Source organism: Bradyrhizobium sp. WSM3983, from assembly GCF_000473045.1.
Taxonomy (GTDB): Bacteria; Pseudomonadota; Alphaproteobacteria; order Rhizobiales; family Xanthobacteraceae; genus Bradyrhizobium.
Map to the genome: position 1 here is coordinate 1 of NZ_AXAY01000036.1, position 18,080 is coordinate 18,080.

An 18,080-nucleotide genomic window follows, 5' to 3' on the forward strand; every position below is an offset into this window, starting at 1 on the left:
GCTGCAGCGGGCTCATGACCTCGCTGATCGTCTTGGTGGCGACGCGGGTATAGAGTGCCGTGGTGTCGAGCTTGGCATGACCGAGCAGCACCTGGATCACGCGGACGTCGATGTTCTGCTCCAGCAGGTGGGTGGCGAAGCTGTGCCGCAAGGTGTGCAGCGAGACGCGCTTGCTGATCTTCGCCACCTGGGCGGTGGCGTGGCAGGCGCGATTGAGCTGGCGCGTCGTCATCGGCTGCGCCCGATCGCGGCCCGGGAACAGCCAGCCCCGCGGCCGCGCCGCCTTCCACCAGGCGCGCAGCAGATTGAGCAGGCTCGGCGACAGCATCACGTTACGGTCCTTGCCGCCTTTGCCCTACGCCGCCATAGCGTCTCGACGAGTTCGGCGGCTAGGTCAGTGGCAGGTGCAGAACCAACGAAATGCCGCCAATCGGCCAACCTTCCCGCTCCTTACCATGTGGCATCGAGACCGAGATGCGCGAGCACTTGATGGCGAAGCTCGGCCAGATGCGGGTCGCCCCGGTGGCGTGGATACGGCCTGGCGTTCACGATTTCCGCCTTGATGTGTGCTGGGCGCTGGCTGAACACGATAACCCGGCCGGCAAGGAACAACGCCTCTTCCACATCGTGGGTCACGAGCAGCGCGGTGAAGCCCGCGCGCTGCCACAGTGACACGAGTTCGCCCTGCATCGTGATCCGCGTCAGCGAGTCGAGCTGGCCCAAAGGCTCGTCGAGAATGAGCAGCTTTGGGTCGTTGACCAGCGCGCGCGCCAGAGCCGCGCGTTGCGCCATGCCGCCGGAAAGCTGGTGCGGGTAGGCATTGGCGAAGCCGGTGAGCCCGACCAGCCGCAACGCGTCTTCGATACGTCCGCGATGCGTGCGCAGCAACCCGCGTGCTTCCAGACCGAGCGCAACGTTGCTCCACACCGTCCGCCATGGATAAAGGGTGGGGTCTTGAAAAACGACGACGCGCGACGGATCGGGTGATTCGATCTCCCGTCCCTCCGTTAGCAGAGAGCCGTCTGTTGGAGCGTCGAGCCCCGCGACTAGCCGCAGCAAGGTGGATTTTCCGCAACCACTCGGCCCCAGGAGAGCGACGAACTCGCCGCGGCCGACCTGCAGGCTGATGCGGTCCAATACCGGCAGCGGCTGCCCTTCCAGATCGAAGCAATGCCTCACTTCGCGGAGCGTCAGCGTCGATCCGCGGACCGGGTCGTCGCTTGCGGGCGCCGCTACCACCGCACCAGACCCTTCTGCCAGGATAGCAAGCGGTCCCGCAAGCGGAACAGCAGCGTGATCAATCCGGAGCACAAGAACGCCATGAGCAGCAGCGCGGCGTACATATTGGCGTAGGCCGCCCAACCCTGCGCCCATTGCAGATACCAGCCGAGCCCCGCCTTCACGCCTAGCATTTCGGCTACGACGAGAACCGCAAACGAGTTGCCGAGACCCATGAACAGGCCGACAAAGACATGCGGCATTGCCGCCGGAATGGCAACCTTGAGCACGAGGAAGCGCTGGGTTGCTCCCAATGTCCGTGCGATATCGTAATAGGCGCTGTTCACGCCGGCGACACCCGACCAGGTGAGCACCGTGACGGGAAAGCCGGTGGCGAGCGCAATCAAAAAAATGCTGGCGCTGAAGCTCGACGGAAATACGAAAAATGCGAGCGGTAACCAGGCCGTTGCCGGCAGTGGCCCGATGAAACGCAAAACCGGGTGGATCCAATAACCGGCGAGCCGCGACCAGCCGATCGCCACGCCAGTCACGAACCCGACCGCCGCACCGAGAAAATAGCCGGTCGCGAGTAGGCGAGCAGAGGCGAAGATGCCCGCAGCCAGCCGCCCCCAGTCGTCGATTACGACCTCGACAATGGCCTGCGGCGGCGGAAAAAACGGCAACGGCAGCAATCCGAGCTTTGCGGTGACGACCTCCCAAGCAGCCAAAAACAGCGCGAGCACGAACAGCCACGGAGAAAGCCGCTGGAAACGCCGGAAAACAGTAAAACGAACGCTGGCAAAGGCCGCCAGGGCAAGAGCAACGGCCAATGCTCCGCAGGCAGCGGCGAGGCTGCCGGTGTAGGCCCAATCGCTTTCGATCTTATCCGGCCAGAACGCGGTGAGCGCTGCCGCCACAAACCACGCGGTGGCCGAGGCCAGCCCCCCAACTAACGATCGAGTAGCTGGCCTTGCAAAAAAACCGAAACCAGGTTTCTGGGGTCTCGATACTTCATCGACGACCGCGCTCACTGCAGATCTCTCCGATCAGCTCAGCTTAGAACGTCGAGATAAATGCGCTCGGCGAACTTGGCCGGGTCGGTGCTTCGCTTGATGACGTTCACCGCCTTAAGTTCCTCGGTATAGAGTAAAAGTTGCTTTTTGAGCGACGCTCCAACGGGATGATTGTGGTGAGTATGGCTGCGATACATGGTGGCGAGATCCTCCACGGATCCTCTCCCGCCGTAGCCCGAATAGATCGCTGCGGCGTCGGCGGGATCGCTGGCAACACGGCCTGCCGCCTCCATTATCGATCGTGTCAGAGCGGCCGCCACCGGTAATTCGCTTCGGGTAAGGCTGCCACGTATCGCGAGAATGCAGCAGGTGCGGTCGGCGAATTCACCCGCTAAGTTCGTCGCGATCTCGTTAAGCTTGCCTTCCTTAAGCCAGAAATAGGGCAGCGGATCGATCTCGGCTAGCGCCTGCACTTCGCCCTTATCGACAGCAAGCGCGAGCAGATTGGCCGGGTACTGACGCCACTCTACCTCTTGGGTCGGATCGATGCCCTTTTTGGCGAGGAAGATTGAAAAGAAGTTCTTCGCTGGGCTCGCTTGATCGCTAATCCCGATAGCCTTGCCGCGCAGGGACTCCAGGCTGTCAATATTCGCAGCCTTGGAGCCGAGGAGCCGGATGCAGCCGCCGTGCACACCGGTGGTGATCCGAACGTCGAAACCTTGCTCCAGCGGTTTGAGCCAGCGCAGGGCCAATCCCAAACCGGCATCCGCCTTGCCAGTCGCAATCGCCTCTAACAACTGGTCGGTCGTACCGCCGAAATTGACGAAATCGACGTCGAGGTTGTGCTTGGCGAAGATGCCCCGTTCCTTTGCGACTGCCGCAGCGACCGTGCACGCCGCGTTGGCGTTCCAGGCGATTTTGAGCTGGCGGGGCGGGCCCTGTAGCTCTTCGCTGCTCGCCCCGGTGCGGCAAATAGGAAGCTCGCCAGGAATATAAGACAGCGATCCAGCCCCGGATGCCGTCAGCGCGCGAGCCCCTCCAAAGATCCCAAACGGCGCCGCGGCCCCGAGGGTGCCAACCAAGGCGAGCACCGAGCGCCGGGAGAAGGCGCGCCGTTTCGCCTCGGGTAGACCTTTCGTTAAGTTGCTGCCAATTTTGCGCTTTTCCATGATGTCACTCCCAAACTTGCGTGTGGGTGGAGTAAATCCATTGGAACCGGGTGCACTTCGTGGAGGCTTGGCTCGCCCCTCATTCGGCATCATCCGAGCCGATCTGCCTTACAAGTGTGAAATCGTTCACATTGGAGAAAAAAATTGGAAGGGCGCAACTACGCGCCGATCAAAGGCACTTGTCAATCGCGTTGCCGACCTAATCGCCGCCGCATCTGTCGCATTTGGTCGCGATCGGCGCGGGTAGATGATCGATGTCTCCGTCGTGCGCGTGCACCTGCATAGAGCCTGGGTTGCCCAAAATGAGCGACGTGCCGCGCACCGCACGAAAACCACAGATCAGCAGGACAAGGCTGAACTTCAGCTAGTGGCCCAGCATGGCTCTAGGTTAATCGGTTTATCGCAGTAGAACGGAAGCTACTGGCTTTGCGCTTTTGCCCATATCGGCTTCCCGCTTCGCTTGCTTGATCGCGGGAATGCCCTCAATGTTGCGCCGGGGCCATCCTTACAAGGAGGTCGCATGATCACCGCCATTGTACGATACAAACTGCCGCCGCAGATCGACTATGCCGCGTGCCGCGAGCACTTTCACAAGATCGCACCCGACTTCCGCGAGGTGACGGGGCTGATCAGCAAGCACTTCATCTGGACCGAAAGCGGCTGGGCGGGCGGCGTGTACCAGTGGAATCGCATCGAGGACGCCAAGGCGTTCTACACCGGGCCGTGGCTCAAGGGCATCATCCAGCGCTACGGCATGAAGCCACAGATCGATTTCTACGAGGTCTTTGCGGTGACCGACAATACGTGCAGAAGGGTTGAGCTATTCAAGGAGACCGCTGCCTCCAAATGACTCTGACAAGATATCTCGCTCATCTGCCGCGGATCCGCCCCGCTCCATTCGCAGCTAGCCGCCTTTGCATTCGGGCTCTAAGGAGTTCGACATCGTTTGGATGCATGGCCGCGATGGTTTGGCTAACGGTCGCAGCGAGCGTACTGGTCGTCCAATAATCCTCAAAGTCAGCAAACGTTCGTTGCATCGTGATCTCCCGCGTCTCGATTTCATCAAGTCGGCACAGGCCCTTTTCGGGAGTGCCGTGACGCGAGACTTGAGTCTGAAATGCGCGCCAAGGCGGACATCTGGCGCTCAATCAAAATCTGCGAGCTTACGTTCCATTTTTCAAGCTCTCGGCAATCCAGGCCTCGCCACCCGCGTCAGCATCGGAAAATGCTTGTTGCCGCCCTGGAATGGCGGGAACTGGACGAAGTCCGCGCGCATGTGCCTGATCACGTCGGAGCCGAGCGCACGCGCGAGGGCTTGCGGGCTGTCGAACACCAGCTTGTTGCGCTGCATGTGCTCGACGCGCCGTGAGGGCAGCCGATCGACCCAATCGATGCGGGTGTAGATCTCGATCTGGCGGACATCAGGGAAGGTCCGCATGATCGACGGATGATGCTCCAGATAGTGCAGGTTCCAGGCGTTCATGTCATCGGCTGGCCCGGGATAGTGGACGAGGTAGCTGCAGGGACCTGTCGTTCCAGCCGGATGTTCGGCGACATCGACGGGAAATGCGCGCGTCAACATCACCTGGTGCGTGACGTCGAGGCCAGCGAGGCCGAATAGTCCGGCACCTGTCGCGAGGCTGGCAAGGACACGACCGCGGTCCATCGCCGCCTCGCAGGCGAACAGGTCGGCAAACCGCAGTTGAAGCGCAAACACGGGGCCGGAGCCGTCGGCCTTGTAGGGATGATCGACCGACTGTTCGAGCGGCGTGAACAGCAGGCCCTCGGTCAAGTCTGGGATCGATCCGACCAGCTCTGCGACGGCGCCAGCCTCGTCAGGAAGAATTCGCCGTTCGCCTGTGGAATCGGAGAATGTCATGAAGAGCGAGATCATGCTGGCGTTGCCTCGGTGCCCTCGCCCATGCTCACATGCGCCATCAGCGCGGCGCGAATGTCATCGGGCCAGGGGATCGCATGATGATCCACCAGCGATGTCGCGGCAAGGATCTGGCGCGCGCGCCAGCGTGGGCCATTCGCACCCGAGATGACATGCTCCAGATGCAGGGACGATCCGCCGACCCGGACAATGCGCACGCTGAACGTCAGGAGATCGCCGAACATCGACGGCCGGGAGAAATCGCAATTCAGGTGCACCGTGGGCGTCCCGATCTTCCGGACCGTGATCAATTCCGGCCATGGAAAACCGATTCCCGCCCAAAAATCTTCGACGACGCCGTTGAGAATGTTCAGGTACGACGGGAAATACGCGATCCCCGAGGGATCGCAGTCCCCGAAGCGCAGCTCGCGATCGAACGAGAACGACGTCATCAGATCGCGACAACCGGGTGCCTGATGACACCGACACCGTCGACCCCGGCTTCCACGACATCGCCCGGCCACAGCCATTCCTGTGGGCTCATCCCCGCGCCGACGCCTTCGGGCGTCCCTGTCGCGATGATGTCGCCGGGCTCGAGCGTCATCCCGGACGAGATGTCGGCAATCAGGACCGGGATATCGAAGATCATGTATTTGGTGTTGGAGTCCTGCTTCATGACGCCGTTCTTGGTCAGCCACAGCCGCAGATCGTGCGGATCGGGGATCTCGTCCGCGGTCACGATGCAGGGGCCGAACGGCGCATAGGTGTCCATGCCCTTGGAGAAGATCCACTGGCCAGCGCGGCGATTGTCGCGCGCGGAGATGTCGATCATCACCGAATAGCCGAAGACGTGGTCCATGGCCTTGTCGACCGGGATACGCGTCGCGGTCTTGCCGATGATGACGGCGAGCTCGACCTCCCAGTCGAGCTGCTGCGTCATTTTTGCGTTGTGGTGGATTGCGGCGCCGGGGCCGATCACCGACGTCGGCGGCTTCGAGAACACCACCGGCTGCTTCGGCAGATCCTTGCTGGTATCCAGGCTCTTGGCGGACTCAGCAACATGCTCACGGTAGTTCAATCCGATGCCAAAGATGTTCTTGCGCGGGCGTGGTATCGGCGCCTGCAGCTTCACGTCCTCGACCGGAACAGCCGAGCCGGTCGGCAGGCGCCCATTGGCGCTTTCCAAACACTCTCGCAGCGCCGGCAGCAACGTCACGCTGTTGTCGATGAACGAGAGCATGTCGCTCGGCCAGGCGAGGCCATGCGACGCCCCGAGGCGCTCGATATCGACGACCAATCCGCTGACGAGAACTCCGAGGCGGGGCCCGCTGGAGCCCGTGGTGTAGGTGACAAGACGCATGGCAGCTTTATCCGGCTCTTTCGATTGAATTCTGCGAAGACGTCAGGCGGCGACCGGCTGGTGGCCCGCATTGTCGCCATAGGCCTCCTCCCGGTAGAAGCCGAGGCCTTCGATGACGGGAAGATCGTTGAAGCAGAACAGGCAAGCATCCTCGCTCGCAGACGCATTGCCGTGCTCGTGCCAGGCCCAGGACGGCACGCAGAAGATGTCGCGCTCCTCCCAATCCAGACGCTTGCCGGCGATGATCGAATAACCGCTGCCCTTGGCGACCTGATAGATGAAGCTCCCGGTGTGCCGGTGCGACTTCGTCGTCTCGCCCGGCCGCAACAACTGCATGCTGGCGCCGATCGTCTGCATCACATGCCCGCCCGTGACCGGATTGACATAGTTCATGAGAATGCCGTCATAGGGCGAGCCGTCGGTCGCGACGGCGTATTTCTGCAGGGACTCGTAGGTCGGCTCCCACTCATATTTGAACATCGGCGAATAGCCCTTCGACCATTTTGAGTCGGCCGGCCGCAGACCGGGATTGCCCCAGCTCTTCGTCATGTCGTCCACGGGATAGCCTGAGGCATCCTGCTGGATCTTGGGATGCACGACGAAGAAGTTGGCTTCCAGCGCATTGACCAGCGGGATGTCGAGCCCGTCCTGCCAGATGCCGACTGAACCGTCGCCATCGACGCCGTGCTCGTGCCAGGTGCCGTTCGGCGTGAGCACGAAGTCGCGCGCTCCGAGGGTCATCTTGTGACCGTCGACGATGGTGTAGGCGCCCGCGCCTTCCATGATGAAGCGGAGCGCGGAGGCCGAGTGCGCGTGCGCGGTGGCGACCTCGCCGGGATGCATCACCTGGAGCCCCGAATAGAGCCAGCCCACCGCCGCCGACACCTCGCGGCGGCCGGGATTGTTCAGATAGATCACCCGCCGGCCCGCCTTTTCCGGCGAAACCAGCTCGACAGAACGCAGCACATGCTCGCGCAAATCCTTGTAGCGCCAGAGCACGGGAACGGATGCCGATTGCGGCGCCCACGGCTCGATCTTGTTGGCGACGGTCCAGAGCGCTCCCGCTTCGTACTTTTCGAGGTCCTTGTAATAGGCCTTGAGCTCGGGTGTGTCCTCGACATTGGCCCGGCCGATCACGTTCTCGCGCATCCTATCCTCCAAGTCCTGTCTCACGGCACCGCGTGTTCGAGGCGAGCCCAACCCTCATTCCGATTTACCTGGAATGGACGAGAAGCCCGCCTGCTCATGTCCCGCGACTATTTCCGTCTCCGCAAGACCAAGCGGCGTCTGCGGACGACGGTTGACCCGCAGATCAAAAATGTCGAACCGGTTGTAGTGACCGACGATGTCATGCATCTGCTTCGGCTGGATGCAGCGCTCGAGGTCGATGTCGGCATAGACGATGCCTTCGTCATCGATCAGGGGATCCCCGACCACGCGGCCATCGGGACCGATGATGCCTGAGAATGCGCTCGACTTGCGCTGCAGGCGCGCCCGCGCATCGGGAACGACGCTCTCCATCGCCGCGATGATCTCCTCCGACACGGTCGAGCACGAGACGATCGTAAAGATCTTGCCTTCGAAGGAATGGGCAATCGCGCGCAACTTGATCGCCTCCGCCATATCGTAGTCGGGAGGTGCGACGGGAAGCGAGATGTAGCTGGCGACGTGCACGAGCTCACCCTGACCGAGCAGGGCAAAGCGCGCCAGCGTGTTGGTGTTCTCACCGCAGGCCAACCCGCCAAGACGCCCGATCTCGGTATCATAGACACGCAGGCTCGAGCCGTCACCGCCGGTCCAGGTCAGCTTCTCTGCCCAGGTCGGCACCAGCTTGCGATGCTTGCCGAGCAGCGCGCCGTCCGGCCCAATAAAGACCAGCGTGTTGTAGATCGCGCCCAGCGACACCGGGCTGCGCTCGTTGACGCCGAGCACGACATGGCAGCCCGCATCGCGCGCCGCCTTCCTGACGATGTCGATCTCCGGACCCGGCACCAGCACCGATGCCTTGGCGAGCTTTTCGAACCACGCGCTGCCCGTGACGGGATCGGTGATCCAGTTCCAATAGGGATAGCCGGGAACGAACACCTCGGGGAACGCGACGAGCTTCGCGCCGTGGCCAGCGGCCTCACGGACCAGTGAAGCCGCCTTGTCGGCGGTCGCGCCCGGGTCGAGATATACAGGTGAGGCCTGGACGGCGGCGGCTCTAAAGCGAGGCAGCTTCAGCATTGGCCCTACCCTGTCGCTGGCTCATGATCCGCGCTTTCGGAGCAAGGCCCCGGAGGCGTGATAGCATGGGCGCGGCGTTGACTTACTTTATATGTAAACGTATGCTATCGCATATTTCTGGAGGGTGCAATGGCTGAACGGTCTTTTGCTCGCGAGGTCGAGGATCTCCGGCTCGGTGATGGCGACACGTTCCGCGGCGAAGGCATCCTCGCCATCACGAAAGCGCTGCTGCAATCGGGGGTCGCCTATGTTGGCGGCTATCAGGGCTCGCCGATCTCGCACCTGATGGACGTGCTTGCGGATGCCAAGGACGTGCTCGACGATCTCGGCGTCGTGTTCCAGAGCTCGGCCAACGAGGCCGCGGCCGCCGCCATGCTGTCGGCCTCGGTGATGTACCCGCTGCGCGGCGCGGTGGCCTGGAAGTCCACGGTCGGCACCAACGTCGCCTCCGATGCGCTCGCCAACCTCGCCTCGGGCGGCGTCACCGGCGGTACCATGATCATCGTCGGCGAGGACTATGGCGAAGGCTCCTCGATCATGCAGGAGCGGACCCACGCCTTTGCGATGAAGTCGCAGATGTGGCTGCTCGACCCGCGCCCCGACCATGAACGCATCGTCAGTTTGATCGAGAAGGGTTTTGAGCTCTCGGAAGTCTCGAACACCCCTGTCATGCTCGAGGTCCGCGTTCGTGCCTGCCACATGCATGGAAGCTTTGCCTGCAAGGACAATGTCAGGCCGGCGCACACCATCAAGGACGCGCTGAACAATCCCAAGCGCGACCTCAATCGCATCGTGCTGCCGCCGGCGGCCTATGAGCACGAGCAGGAGAAGATCAAGACCCGCATGCCGGCTGCGATCGGCTTCGTCCGCGACAACAAGCTGAACGAATGGATGGGACCGAAGCAGGGCAAGGTCGGCATCATCATGCAGGGCGGCATGTACAACAACGTGATCCGCGCGCTGCAATATCTCGGGCTGTCGGACGCCTATGGCAACACGCAGGTTGCGCTCTACGTCATGAACGTCACCTACCCCGTGATCGACACGGAGGTTGCCGAGTTCTGCCTCGACAAGGAGGCCGTGCTGATCGTCGAAGAGGGACAGCCGGAATATCTGGAGCAGGCGATCAACACCGTGCTGCGCCGCAAGGACATCCGGGCGCGCATCCATGGCAAGGACGTGCTGCCGATGGGCGGCGACTACACCGCACAGGTCCTGCTCGGCGGCGTCAGGGAATTCCTGGAGAAGACCGAGCCGCGGCTGCTCGGCAACCGGCCGCCCGCGCCGGATGCCGCGCCCGTGCTCAATCATCCCGCCGTCGAAAAGCTCAAGCAGGTCGTGCCGGCGCGCCCGCCCGGGCTCTGCACCGGCTGCCCGGAGCGGCCGATCTTCGCCGCCATGAAGCTCGTCGAGGAGGAGCTCGGCCAGCACCATGTCTCGGCCGACATCGGCTGCCATCTGTTCTCGATCCTGCCGCCCTTCAACATCGGCGCGACGACCATGGGTTTCGGCCTGGGTCCGGCCTCGACCTCGGCCTTCAACGTCAAGGCCGACAAGCGCTCGATCGCGGTGATGGGCGATGGCGGCTTCTGGCACAACGGGCTGACCAGCGGCATCGGCAATGCCGTCTTCAACAAGCATGACGGCGTCTTCGTCATCGTCGACAATTACTACACCTCCGCGACCGGCGGCCAGGACATCCTGTCCTCGCGCGCAACCAACAAGCGGCGCAAGACCAACAATTCGATCGTGCAGGCGGTGAAGGGTATCGGCGGCCAATGGGTCCGCCAGCTCGACCGCACCTATGACGTCGGCAAGATGCGCGACACGCTGAAGGAGGCGCTGACCACGAAGGAGGAAGGTCCCAAGGTCATCGTCGCTTCGTCCGAATGCATGCTGAACAAACAGCGCCGCGTGAAGCCGCAGATCAACAAGGCGATCAAGGACGGCGTGCGCACCGTCAAGGAGCGTTTCGGCGTCGACGAGGACGTGTGCACGGGCGACCATGCCTGCATCCGGCTCTCCGGCTGCCCGTCGCTCTCCGTGAAACAGCTCGACGATCCGCTGCGCGACGATCCGGTCGCGGCGATCGACAATTCCTGCGTCGGCTGCGGCAATTGCGGCGAGGTTGCCGAAGCTGCCGTGCTCTGCCCCTCCTTCTATCGCGCAGACGTCATCCACAATCCAAGCCGATGGGACAAGTTCAAGTCTGAGGTCGCGATGTCCGTGATCGGCTGGCTGCAACGGCGGCGCGACCGCCGGCGTCCAGCGCTCGAGGCGCTGGCATGAGAGACGAGACGGTACGGCAGGCCCTGCCGGCTGCGGGCGATGCAACCGAGCGGCCGATCTCGATCGCGATCGTCGCGATGGGCGGCCAGGGCGGCGGCGTCCTCACCGACTGGATCGTGCAGCTCGCCGAGAACCACGGCTGGGCCGCGCAATCGACCTCGGTGCCCGGCGTCGCCCAGCGCACCGGCGCCACCATCTACTACATCGAGGCGATGCCGCTGCTTGACGGCCGCAAGCCGATCCTGTCGTTGATGCCGACACCCGGCGACGTCGACGTGGTGATGGCCGCGGAATTCATGGAGGCCGGACGCTCGATCCTTCGCGGCCTCGTGACGCCGGAGCGGACGACGCTGATCGCGTCCAATCACCGCTCGTTTGCGATCGGCGAGAAGATCGCGCCGGGCAACGGCATTGCCGATCAGGGCGCGGTGACGGGTGCGATCGGCATTGCCGCCAAGACCGAGATCATCTTCGATTTGAACGCGTTGGCGATCGCGCATGGCAGCGTCATCTCGGCGGCGATGTTCGGTGCGCTGGCGGGAGCCGACGTGCTGCCGTTCAGCCGCGAGAGCTATCTCGACGTGATCCGTGCCGGTGGCAAGGGCGCAAAAGCCAGCATCGAGACCTTTGACGCCGCCTTTGACCGCGTCAAGACCGGGGCCGCGGACATTGCGGCACCAATCCAGCCGGCGCAGGCCAGCACAACGCCCGCCCCCGCGCCGCTCGATCCGCGGCTCAGCGGGCTTGTCGCGCGGATCACGCGGGAATTGCCCGAGCCCGCGCAGGCGATGGCGCGTGCTGGCTTGAGAAAGGTGGTCGATTTCCAGGACGTCGCCTATGGCAGCGAGTATCTCGACATCCTCGGCAAGCTGCACGTGGCCGACAAGAATTCCGGTGGCGCCGACAAGGGCTACGCATTCACGCAGGCCGCTGCAAAACATCTCGCCAACGCGATGAGCTATGACGACGTCATCCGCGTTGCCGACCTCAAGACCCGCAGCAGTCGTCGCACGCGGATCGAGAGCGAGCTGGAGCTGTCGCAAGACCAGGTGCTGCACACCACCGAGTTCATGCATCCGCGCATCGAAGAGGTCATGGGCATGCTGCCGGCGAGCTTCGGACGCTGGCTTGGCGCGAAGCCGCGTCTGCTCGGCTGGCTCGATCGCCGCGTCAACAAAGGACGCCGGGTGCGGACCTATTCGCTGCCCTGGTTCCTCGCGCTCTATGTGGTGGGCGGGCTGCGCGGCCTGCGCCGCCGCTCGCTGCGTCATGCGGTCGAGACCGATCATCGGGACCACTGGCTCAAGGATGCGATGGATGCCGTCGGCATCAACTACCAGCTCGGCGTCGAAATCCTGCAATGCCGCCGGATGGTGAAAGGCTATTCTGATACCCACAGCCGCGGACTGTCGAAGTTCGACAAAACGCTGGCCGCGATCAAGCTGGTGGAACAGCGCGAGGATGCCGCCGACTGGGCACGGCGGCTGCGGGAGGTGGCGCTGAAGGACGGCCCGGGCAAGGAGCTCGACGGCGTGATCCAGACCATCAAGAGTTTTGTATGAGGCCCCCGGCCGGCCGATGATTCGGTTGCCGCCCGGACTGAAGGACGCCAGAATCAGGCGGCTTGACTACGATTCTCATCTCGTTCATCGGAGCGATACCCAGCGATAATCCCCCTCGACGCCACACCTCGTACCTGATGGTCATGCGATGCCGGCAGCACTCAAAGAGAACATTGGTCCCGCCTATGGGCAGATCGAAACCCGGCTCTGGCTTCAGTTGCTGTCCCTGCATGGCGAGATTTTCGCGTCGCTGAATGCGGTGCTGGGCGCGGAGTTCGGGCTGTCGCTGGCGAAGTTCGATGTGCTGGCCCAGCTCGATCGCACCCGGGACGGCCTCGCGCTCGGACAATTATCGCAGAACCTGAAAGTCTCCGGCGGCAACGTCTCGGGGCTGGTGCAGCGCCTTCTCGCCGACGACCTCATCAGCAAGGAAATGTCGAGCGAGGACCGGCGATCGTTCATCGTGCGCCTGACGCCCAAGGGTGAAGCGCTGTTCCGGAAGGCTGCCGACGTCCACAAGAAGCATCTCAGCAAGCGGCTGGAAAACATTCCGGCCCGGGAGCTGGACACCGCATTGTCGGTGCTGCGTTCCCTCTCCTTGAAGATTCGTCCCGAAAACAAGAAGTAAAGTCGCAAAAGACAATGGCCAAAGATTCCAGGAGCAGGTGGAAATCGGGTCCGCCCCGGACCAGGGACCAGCTGCAAGGCTACATTCCGTATCTGTTCAACCGGCTCGCCAATCGCTGGAACCTGGACCAGAACCGCGATCTCACCGAGCACGGCATCAACAATGTCGTGTTTCGAACCTTGTCGGTGCTGTTCATCTACAAGAGCCTGACCGTCAATGAGATCGCCGTTCTCGCCGTCACCGAGCAATCGACCGCGAGCCGCATGGTCGAATCCATGGTGTCGTCGGGCCTCGTGATGCGCGAGATCGCGGAGGAAGACCAGCGGCGCCGGGTGGTGGCGCTGACGGCGGATGGCGAAGGGCTGCTGCGCAAGATCTGGCCGATCATGGTCACCAATTACGACCGGCTGATCGCGGGCATCGACCCCGACGAGATCGAAATCTGCGCCCGCGTGTTGGCGAAGATGGTCGACAACATCAGGCAGAACCAGATCTAGCTCTGTTTGTTTGGAGCATGATCTCTTCGGAAAACCGCTTCACACCTTTCCGGATCATGCTCTATGGACCAAGACCGACGAGGCTGGTGCCGCCGCAGACATAGAGCACCTGGCCGGTGACGAAATCGGAGCGCTCATCGAGGAAGAACTCGATCGCGTGGGCGACGTCCTCGCGCGAGCCGAGCCGGCCGACGGGCACGTTGCGCGCCATCCGCTCCTGCTGCTCCGAGCCCTTCGGGATGATGCCCCAGAAATTGTCGGTGAGGATCGGCCCTGGCGCGACGACGTTCACGGTGATGCCGCTGGCGGCAAGCTCCAGCGCCCAGGTCCGGGCCATGCCGTGCACGCCGGCCTTGGTGGCCGAATAGGCCGAACGCGTCGCCGCGCCCATCGCTGCGCGCGAGGAGACGAACACCACGCGGCCGAACCGGCGCGCGCGCATCCCCTCCATCGCAGCCTGGGTCAGCAGCATCGGCGCGCCGAGATGCAGCTGCGCCAGCGTCAGGATGTCTTCGGGCTTAGCGTTCTCCAGCAGGTTCGGCAGAATGATTCCGGCATTGTGCACGAGGCGATCGACGGCGTGATCCCTGCAAATCTCCTGCGCGATCGCGCGCGTCTGTTCGATGTCGGTGAGGTCGGCGCAATAGGCGGCGAGCAGATCATGGGTCCAGCCCGGCTTCTCCAGCCCGACCGAGACGACGCGCTGACCCTTCTCGACGAGCCTCCTGGCGAGCGCTTCCCCGATTCCCGAATTTCCGCCGGTGACGAGTGTGGTGCGGATCGCGCTCATGACCGATGCCCTCAGACCTGCCGCCGCTTGAGGTCGCGCAGGTCAAAGAATGCGCCCTCGCCCATCAGCTTCGCCACATAATCCTTGAGCCCGCCGCGCTGGATCTTTTCCGTTGCGGTCAGCGGCAGGCTGTCGACGAAGCAGATCCAGCCCGGCGCCTTGTAATAGGCCATCTGCTCCAGGCTCCACCGCACGATGTCCTCGGCAAGCTGCCGATCGGCGCCGGCCTGCCCGGCGATAATCACTGCCGCCACCTCGTCGCCGCGTACCCGATCAGGCATCGCCGCAACCGCGGCCTGCCGGATTGCGGGATGGCGGTTGAGGACGGATTCAACCTCGACCGCGGCGATGTTCTCGCCGGAGCGGCGGATGACGTTCTTCTTGCGGTCGACGAAATGCAAATCGCCATCGGCATCGCGCAAGACGATGTCGCCGGTGTGCAGCCAGCCACCTGCCCAGGCCTCATCGGTGGCTTGCGGATTCTTCAGATATTCGCGGAAGAAGCCGTAGCGCGGATCTACTCCCGCCCGCCGCACCAGCAGTTCGCCCGCCATGTCTACCGGCGCGTCATTGCCGCCCTCGTCGACGATGCGGATGTCGACCTCGGGCGCGGGCCGGCCGAAGCAGCTGGTGCCGATCTTGCGCGGCTCGACATTGGCGGCGATCACCCCGCCGCTGCCCGTCTCGGTCATCGCCCAGGCTTCGATCAGAGGAAAGCCGAACCGCTCTTCGAACGGCGCGTGCAGCAGCTTGTCCACGCCGGCGCCGAAGCCGAACCGCACGGTATGGGCCCTATCCTGCACTGCTTCAGGGGCGCTCATCAGCATCGACGGCATCACACCGAGGTAATGCAAGCAGGTGGCGCGGCTCTCGCGCACCGATCTCCACCAGCTACGCGGATGGAAGCGGTCGAGCATGGTCAGGCAGCCGCCGACCGACAGCATCGCCATCAGCGACACTGCCATCGCGTTCATGTGGAACAGCGGCAGCGGCGTGATCATGCGCTCGCCCTCAGCCTTCAGCCCGCACAGCCCGCCGACGTCGCGATACCAGTTCCCGGAATGCAGGAAATAGGTATTGGTCAGCACGCAGCCCTTGGGCTGCCCGGTGGTTCCCGACGTGTAGAGTAGCGCGCATTCGCTCGCGCCGTCGCCAGCCGTCGCAGCCAGCGCGCCGCCGAATGGCGGGGGGACCCCATCGCCATCCGTCACTACCGCAATGGCGCGGCCGGCCTGACGCGCCGCGGTCTCAACCTCGGTGCGCCGTTCGGCGAGGACGAAGGCCGCGTTCATCTCGGAATGGGAAATGATGTATTCGAGCTCGCTCATCCGCAAGTCCGGATTGATCGGCACGACCGAGACGCCGAGCGCGTTCAACGCGAACCACAGCTCGATGAACACCGGCCGGTTCTGGAGCAGCAGCCCGACCCGGTGGCCTTCGCCATAGCCCCTGCTCGCGAACGCCGACCGCCAGTGCTCGACTCGTTCGAGCATGGCGCGGTAGGGAATCTCGCCGGCCGCGATGCCATAAATATCTGCGGTTTCCGGCAGGACGTTGAGGAAGCCGGCATCGCCGCGGCGGAGGGCGGTTTCGCGAAAGCGTGCGTAAACGGTGGTCGCTGCGGTCAAGGCATTCTCACATGAAGAGCTGGATGTTGCCGAACGGCGCATCGAAATTGACGAGGTCAACGCGCTTGAGCCTGATCTTCAGGGCGTCGCCAACCTGGACGAGATCGTGCGAGGCCCATCCCGAGAAACGCTCCAGCACGTCGCCGCGCGTCTCGGTGTAGATGTAGGACGTCCTCGCCTTGAACATTCCGGCTGCCGGCTCGCACGTGACGATCAGCGGCGCCTGGAGCAGATGATGACAGCGGCTCTTCGGCTTCTGGCTGAAAGTCCGCTCGCCGGCGAGGCGCTCGACGCGTACTTTCAACAGCAGCAGGTCCTCGTACATCAGGGACGGCTGGAGCACCGGGTCCTGCTGCTGCCATTCCAGCGGCATCCAGTAGCGCCCTTCGGGATGAAACAGGTCGAGCCAGGCCTGCCACTGCATCGTATCGAGCAGATCGGCCTCGCGATAGATGAAGTCTGTGATGGTCTTCTCGGTGATCATTCCGCGGCCTCGACGCGCTTGTCCATGTCGATGGTCATGAATTTGGCCCAGGCATGAAACTGGTTCCGCATCTGTCGTTCGGATGTGCCGTTGATGACGGCGGTGACATCCGCCTGCTCACCGGCCTCATGGAGGCGTTGCAGATTGACCCATTGATTGCCGTTCGACTTCAAACCTTCCTGGGCGCGCTCGTACATTTCGAGGTCGTCGTGACCGACGATCGAGGTCGGCGCGTTGATGAAGCGGTTGTACATCAGCGCACGTTCGTAGAGCTTGTCGGGCGCGCCGACCAGGCGATAGACCCAACTCTCGACCAGCGTCTTGTCCACCGCGACCGGAATGAAATTGCGCAGGATCTGGACAGCCCCCTTCACCATGATGTTGGGAAAATACACGGTGTTGTGCCGGACCTCGCCGAGGATCTCGTGCGCGCGCGTCTCGCCATAGGCCGCAACCATCTGGCCGAGATAGCCTTCGATGTCCGAATAGTTCGAGTGGATCGAGTTGGCGACGCCGGTGTGGCCGTGGCCGTTCGGCCAGATCCTGATGCCGCTCTGCTCGTAGAACTCGTACGGGCTCATGAAGGGCCCGTAGAGCTGCACCGCCATCGGCGTTTCCGTGGAATCGCCCTGCTCGCGCTTCCAGACCTTGACCGCTGTGCCGGCCGAACTTTCATGCGCCACCATCGGATGGCAGGTGTCGGTCTGGTTCTCGACCAGCATCTTCCAATTGCAGGTGTGCATGTAGCGGATCGGCGCCGCGACGACCGCGAGCTTCCCCTCCGGCGACCGGTCGACCATGTTGTCGATGGTCGACAGGCTCTCGCCGAAATAGTTCTCGAAGGAGACGCCGTTGTCGTTCAGCTGCGCGAAGATGAAATCGCGATGGACGACGACGTTTCTGACCCGCGACAGCCCTTCGTTGGCGCGTGCATCACCGAACCCTGTCCCCTCGTAACCCTTCTTCAGGGGAATCGCGAGCAGCGAGCCGTCGGTCTTGAACGACCAGGCGTGATAGGGACAGCGGAAGAACTTTCCGGTGTTGCCGCAGGGTTCGGACGCGATCTTCACGCCCTTGTGCGGACAGCGATTGTAGAAGACGTGGATCGAGCCGTCGGTATGACGGCTCGCCAGCACCGGTTGGCGGCCGATATTGGCGGTAATGAAATCGCCGGGCTTTGCGAGCTGGCTCGCATGCCCGACATAGATCCAGCTGTTGGGGAACAAGTGCTCCATCTCGAGATCGAAGATCTCGGGGTCGACATAGACGTCGCGATGCACCTCGGCGTCGCGCACTAGCTCCCCGAGCGCAAAGGCATTGTTCCGATACCTGTCCATGAC

General features: G+C 63.1%; 17 protein-coding genes and 1 pseudogene. 5 read left to right on the forward strand and 13 right to left on the reverse strand.

The genetic code is table 11. The features are described from left to right. The 4 genes and pseudogenes from YUA_RS46025 to YUA_RS0135295 all read right to left on the reverse strand — a co-directional run. Nucleotides 1-355, reverse strand: a pseudogene (locus YUA_RS46025) (tyrosine-type recombinase/integrase); the annotation flags it as partial. 95 nt (nt 356-450) lie between these two features. Then, nucleotides 451-1,239 carry an ABC transporter ATP-binding protein gene (locus tag YUA_RS0135285; RefSeq protein ID WP_027534895.1) on the reverse strand — a complete coding sequence of 263 codons (789 nt, stop codon included), beginning with the start codon at nt 1,237-1,239 and terminating at the stop codon, nt 451-453. Continuing rightward, nucleotides 1,233-2,249, reverse strand: a complete 1,017-nt coding sequence (locus tag YUA_RS0135290; protein WP_027534896.1) for an ABC transporter permease — start codon at nt 2,247-2,249, stop codon at nt 1,233-1,235. The genes YUA_RS0135285 and YUA_RS0135290 overlap by 7 nt, the downstream gene beginning before the upstream one ends. Nucleotides 2,250-2,269: 20 nt before the next feature. Then, entirely contained in the window at nt 2,270-3,400 is a 1,131-nt protein-coding gene (locus tag YUA_RS0135295; protein ID WP_084293079.1) for an ABC transporter substrate-binding protein, read from the reverse strand. A gap of 520 nt (nt 3,401-3,920) precedes the next feature. On the opposite strand from YUA_RS0135295, the gene YUA_RS46030 reads away from it, so the two are divergent. Continuing rightward, on the forward strand, nt 3,921-4,250 hold the full coding sequence (locus tag YUA_RS46030; protein WP_051383549.1) for a hypothetical protein: 330 nt from the start codon (nt 3,921-3,923) through the stop codon (nt 4,248-4,250). Between the two features lie 327 nt (nt 4,251-4,577). Here YUA_RS46030 and YUA_RS0135310 read toward each other — a convergent pair whose 3' ends face one another. Genes YUA_RS0135310 through YUA_RS0135330 form a run of 5 tightly spaced genes read right to left on the reverse strand, consistent with a single transcriptional unit; the run spans nt 4,578 to nt 8,862 of the window. Further along, on the reverse strand, nt 4,578-5,294 hold the full coding sequence (locus YUA_RS0135310; RefSeq protein WP_027534898.1) for a hypothetical protein: 717 nt from the start codon (nt 5,292-5,294) through the stop codon (nt 4,578-4,580). Further along, nucleotides 5,291-5,728, reverse strand: a complete 438-nt coding sequence (locus YUA_RS0135315) for a thioesterase family protein (RefSeq protein WP_027534899.1) — start codon at nt 5,726-5,728, stop codon at nt 5,291-5,293. The genes YUA_RS0135310 and YUA_RS0135315 overlap by 4 nt, the downstream gene beginning before the upstream one ends. Continuing rightward, entirely contained in the window at nt 5,728-6,636 is a 909-nt protein-coding gene (locus tag YUA_RS0135320; protein WP_027534900.1) for a fumarylacetoacetate hydrolase family protein, read from the reverse strand. Before YUA_RS0135320 ends, YUA_RS0135315 begins: the two co-directional genes overlap by 1 nt. A gap of 42 nt (nt 6,637-6,678) precedes the next feature. After that, nucleotides 6,679-7,785, reverse strand: a complete 1,107-nt coding sequence (locus tag YUA_RS0135325) for a cupin domain-containing protein (RefSeq protein ID WP_027534901.1) — start codon at nt 7,783-7,785, stop codon at nt 6,679-6,681. Nucleotides 7,786-7,839: 54 nt separating this feature from the next. Next, nucleotides 7,840-8,862, reverse strand: coding sequence for a carbon-nitrogen hydrolase family protein (locus YUA_RS0135330; protein WP_027534902.1), 1,023 nt, complete (start codon nt 8,860-8,862; stop codon nt 7,840-7,842). Between the two features lie 129 nt (nt 8,863-8,991). Here YUA_RS0135330 and YUA_RS0135335 point away from each other — a divergent pair, with 129 nt between their 5' ends. From YUA_RS0135335 to YUA_RS0135350, 4 genes are all read left to right on the forward strand, one after another. Then, complete coding sequence (locus YUA_RS0135335; RefSeq protein ID WP_027534903.1) at nt 8,992-11,151, forward strand: indolepyruvate ferredoxin oxidoreductase subunit alpha; 2,160 nt, start codon at nt 8,992-8,994, stop codon at nt 11,149-11,151. Further along, the gene (locus YUA_RS0135340) at nt 11,148-12,713 is read left to right on the forward strand and encodes an indolepyruvate oxidoreductase subunit beta family protein (protein WP_027534904.1); all 1,566 of its coding nucleotides are present in this window, start codon (nt 11,148-11,150) and stop codon (nt 12,711-12,713) included. The genes YUA_RS0135335 and YUA_RS0135340 overlap by 4 nt, the downstream gene beginning before the upstream one ends. Before the next feature lie 148 nt (nt 12,714-12,861). After that, nucleotides 12,862-13,341, forward strand: coding sequence for a MarR family winged helix-turn-helix transcriptional regulator (locus YUA_RS0135345; RefSeq protein WP_027534905.1), 480 nt, complete (start codon nt 12,862-12,864; stop codon nt 13,339-13,341). Nucleotides 13,342-13,355: 14 nt separating this feature from the next. Next, nucleotides 13,356-13,838, forward strand: coding sequence for a MarR family winged helix-turn-helix transcriptional regulator (locus YUA_RS0135350; RefSeq protein WP_027534906.1), 483 nt, complete (start codon nt 13,356-13,358; stop codon nt 13,836-13,838). Between the two features lie 61 nt (nt 13,839-13,899). On the opposite strand, the gene YUA_RS0135355 is transcribed toward YUA_RS0135350, so the two are convergent. The 4 genes from YUA_RS0135355 to YUA_RS0135370 are packed head-to-tail and all read right to left on the reverse strand — an operon-like array spanning nt 13,900 to nt 18,077. Then, a complete protein-coding gene (locus YUA_RS0135355) occupies nt 13,900-14,628 on the reverse strand; it encodes an SDR family NAD(P)-dependent oxidoreductase (RefSeq protein WP_027534907.1) in 729 nt (242 codons plus the stop codon). Nucleotides 14,629-14,639: 11 nt separating this feature from the next. After that, complete coding sequence (locus YUA_RS0135360) at nt 14,640-16,256, reverse strand: ATP-dependent acyl-CoA ligase (protein WP_027534908.1); 1,617 nt, start codon at nt 16,254-16,256, stop codon at nt 14,640-14,642. Nucleotides 16,257-16,263: 7 nt separating this feature from the next. Beyond that, the gene (locus YUA_RS0135365) at nt 16,264-16,740 is read right to left on the reverse strand and encodes an aromatic-ring-hydroxylating dioxygenase subunit beta (protein WP_027534909.1); all 477 of its coding nucleotides are present in this window, start codon (nt 16,738-16,740) and stop codon (nt 16,264-16,266) included. Then, nucleotides 16,737-18,077: a Rieske 2Fe-2S domain-containing protein gene (locus YUA_RS0135370; RefSeq protein WP_027534910.1), complete on the reverse strand. Its 1,341-nt coding sequence runs from the start codon at nt 18,075-18,077 to the stop codon at nt 16,737-16,739. The genes YUA_RS0135365 and YUA_RS0135370 overlap by 4 nt, the downstream gene beginning before the upstream one ends. Nucleotides 18,078-18,080: the final 3 nt, after the last annotated feature.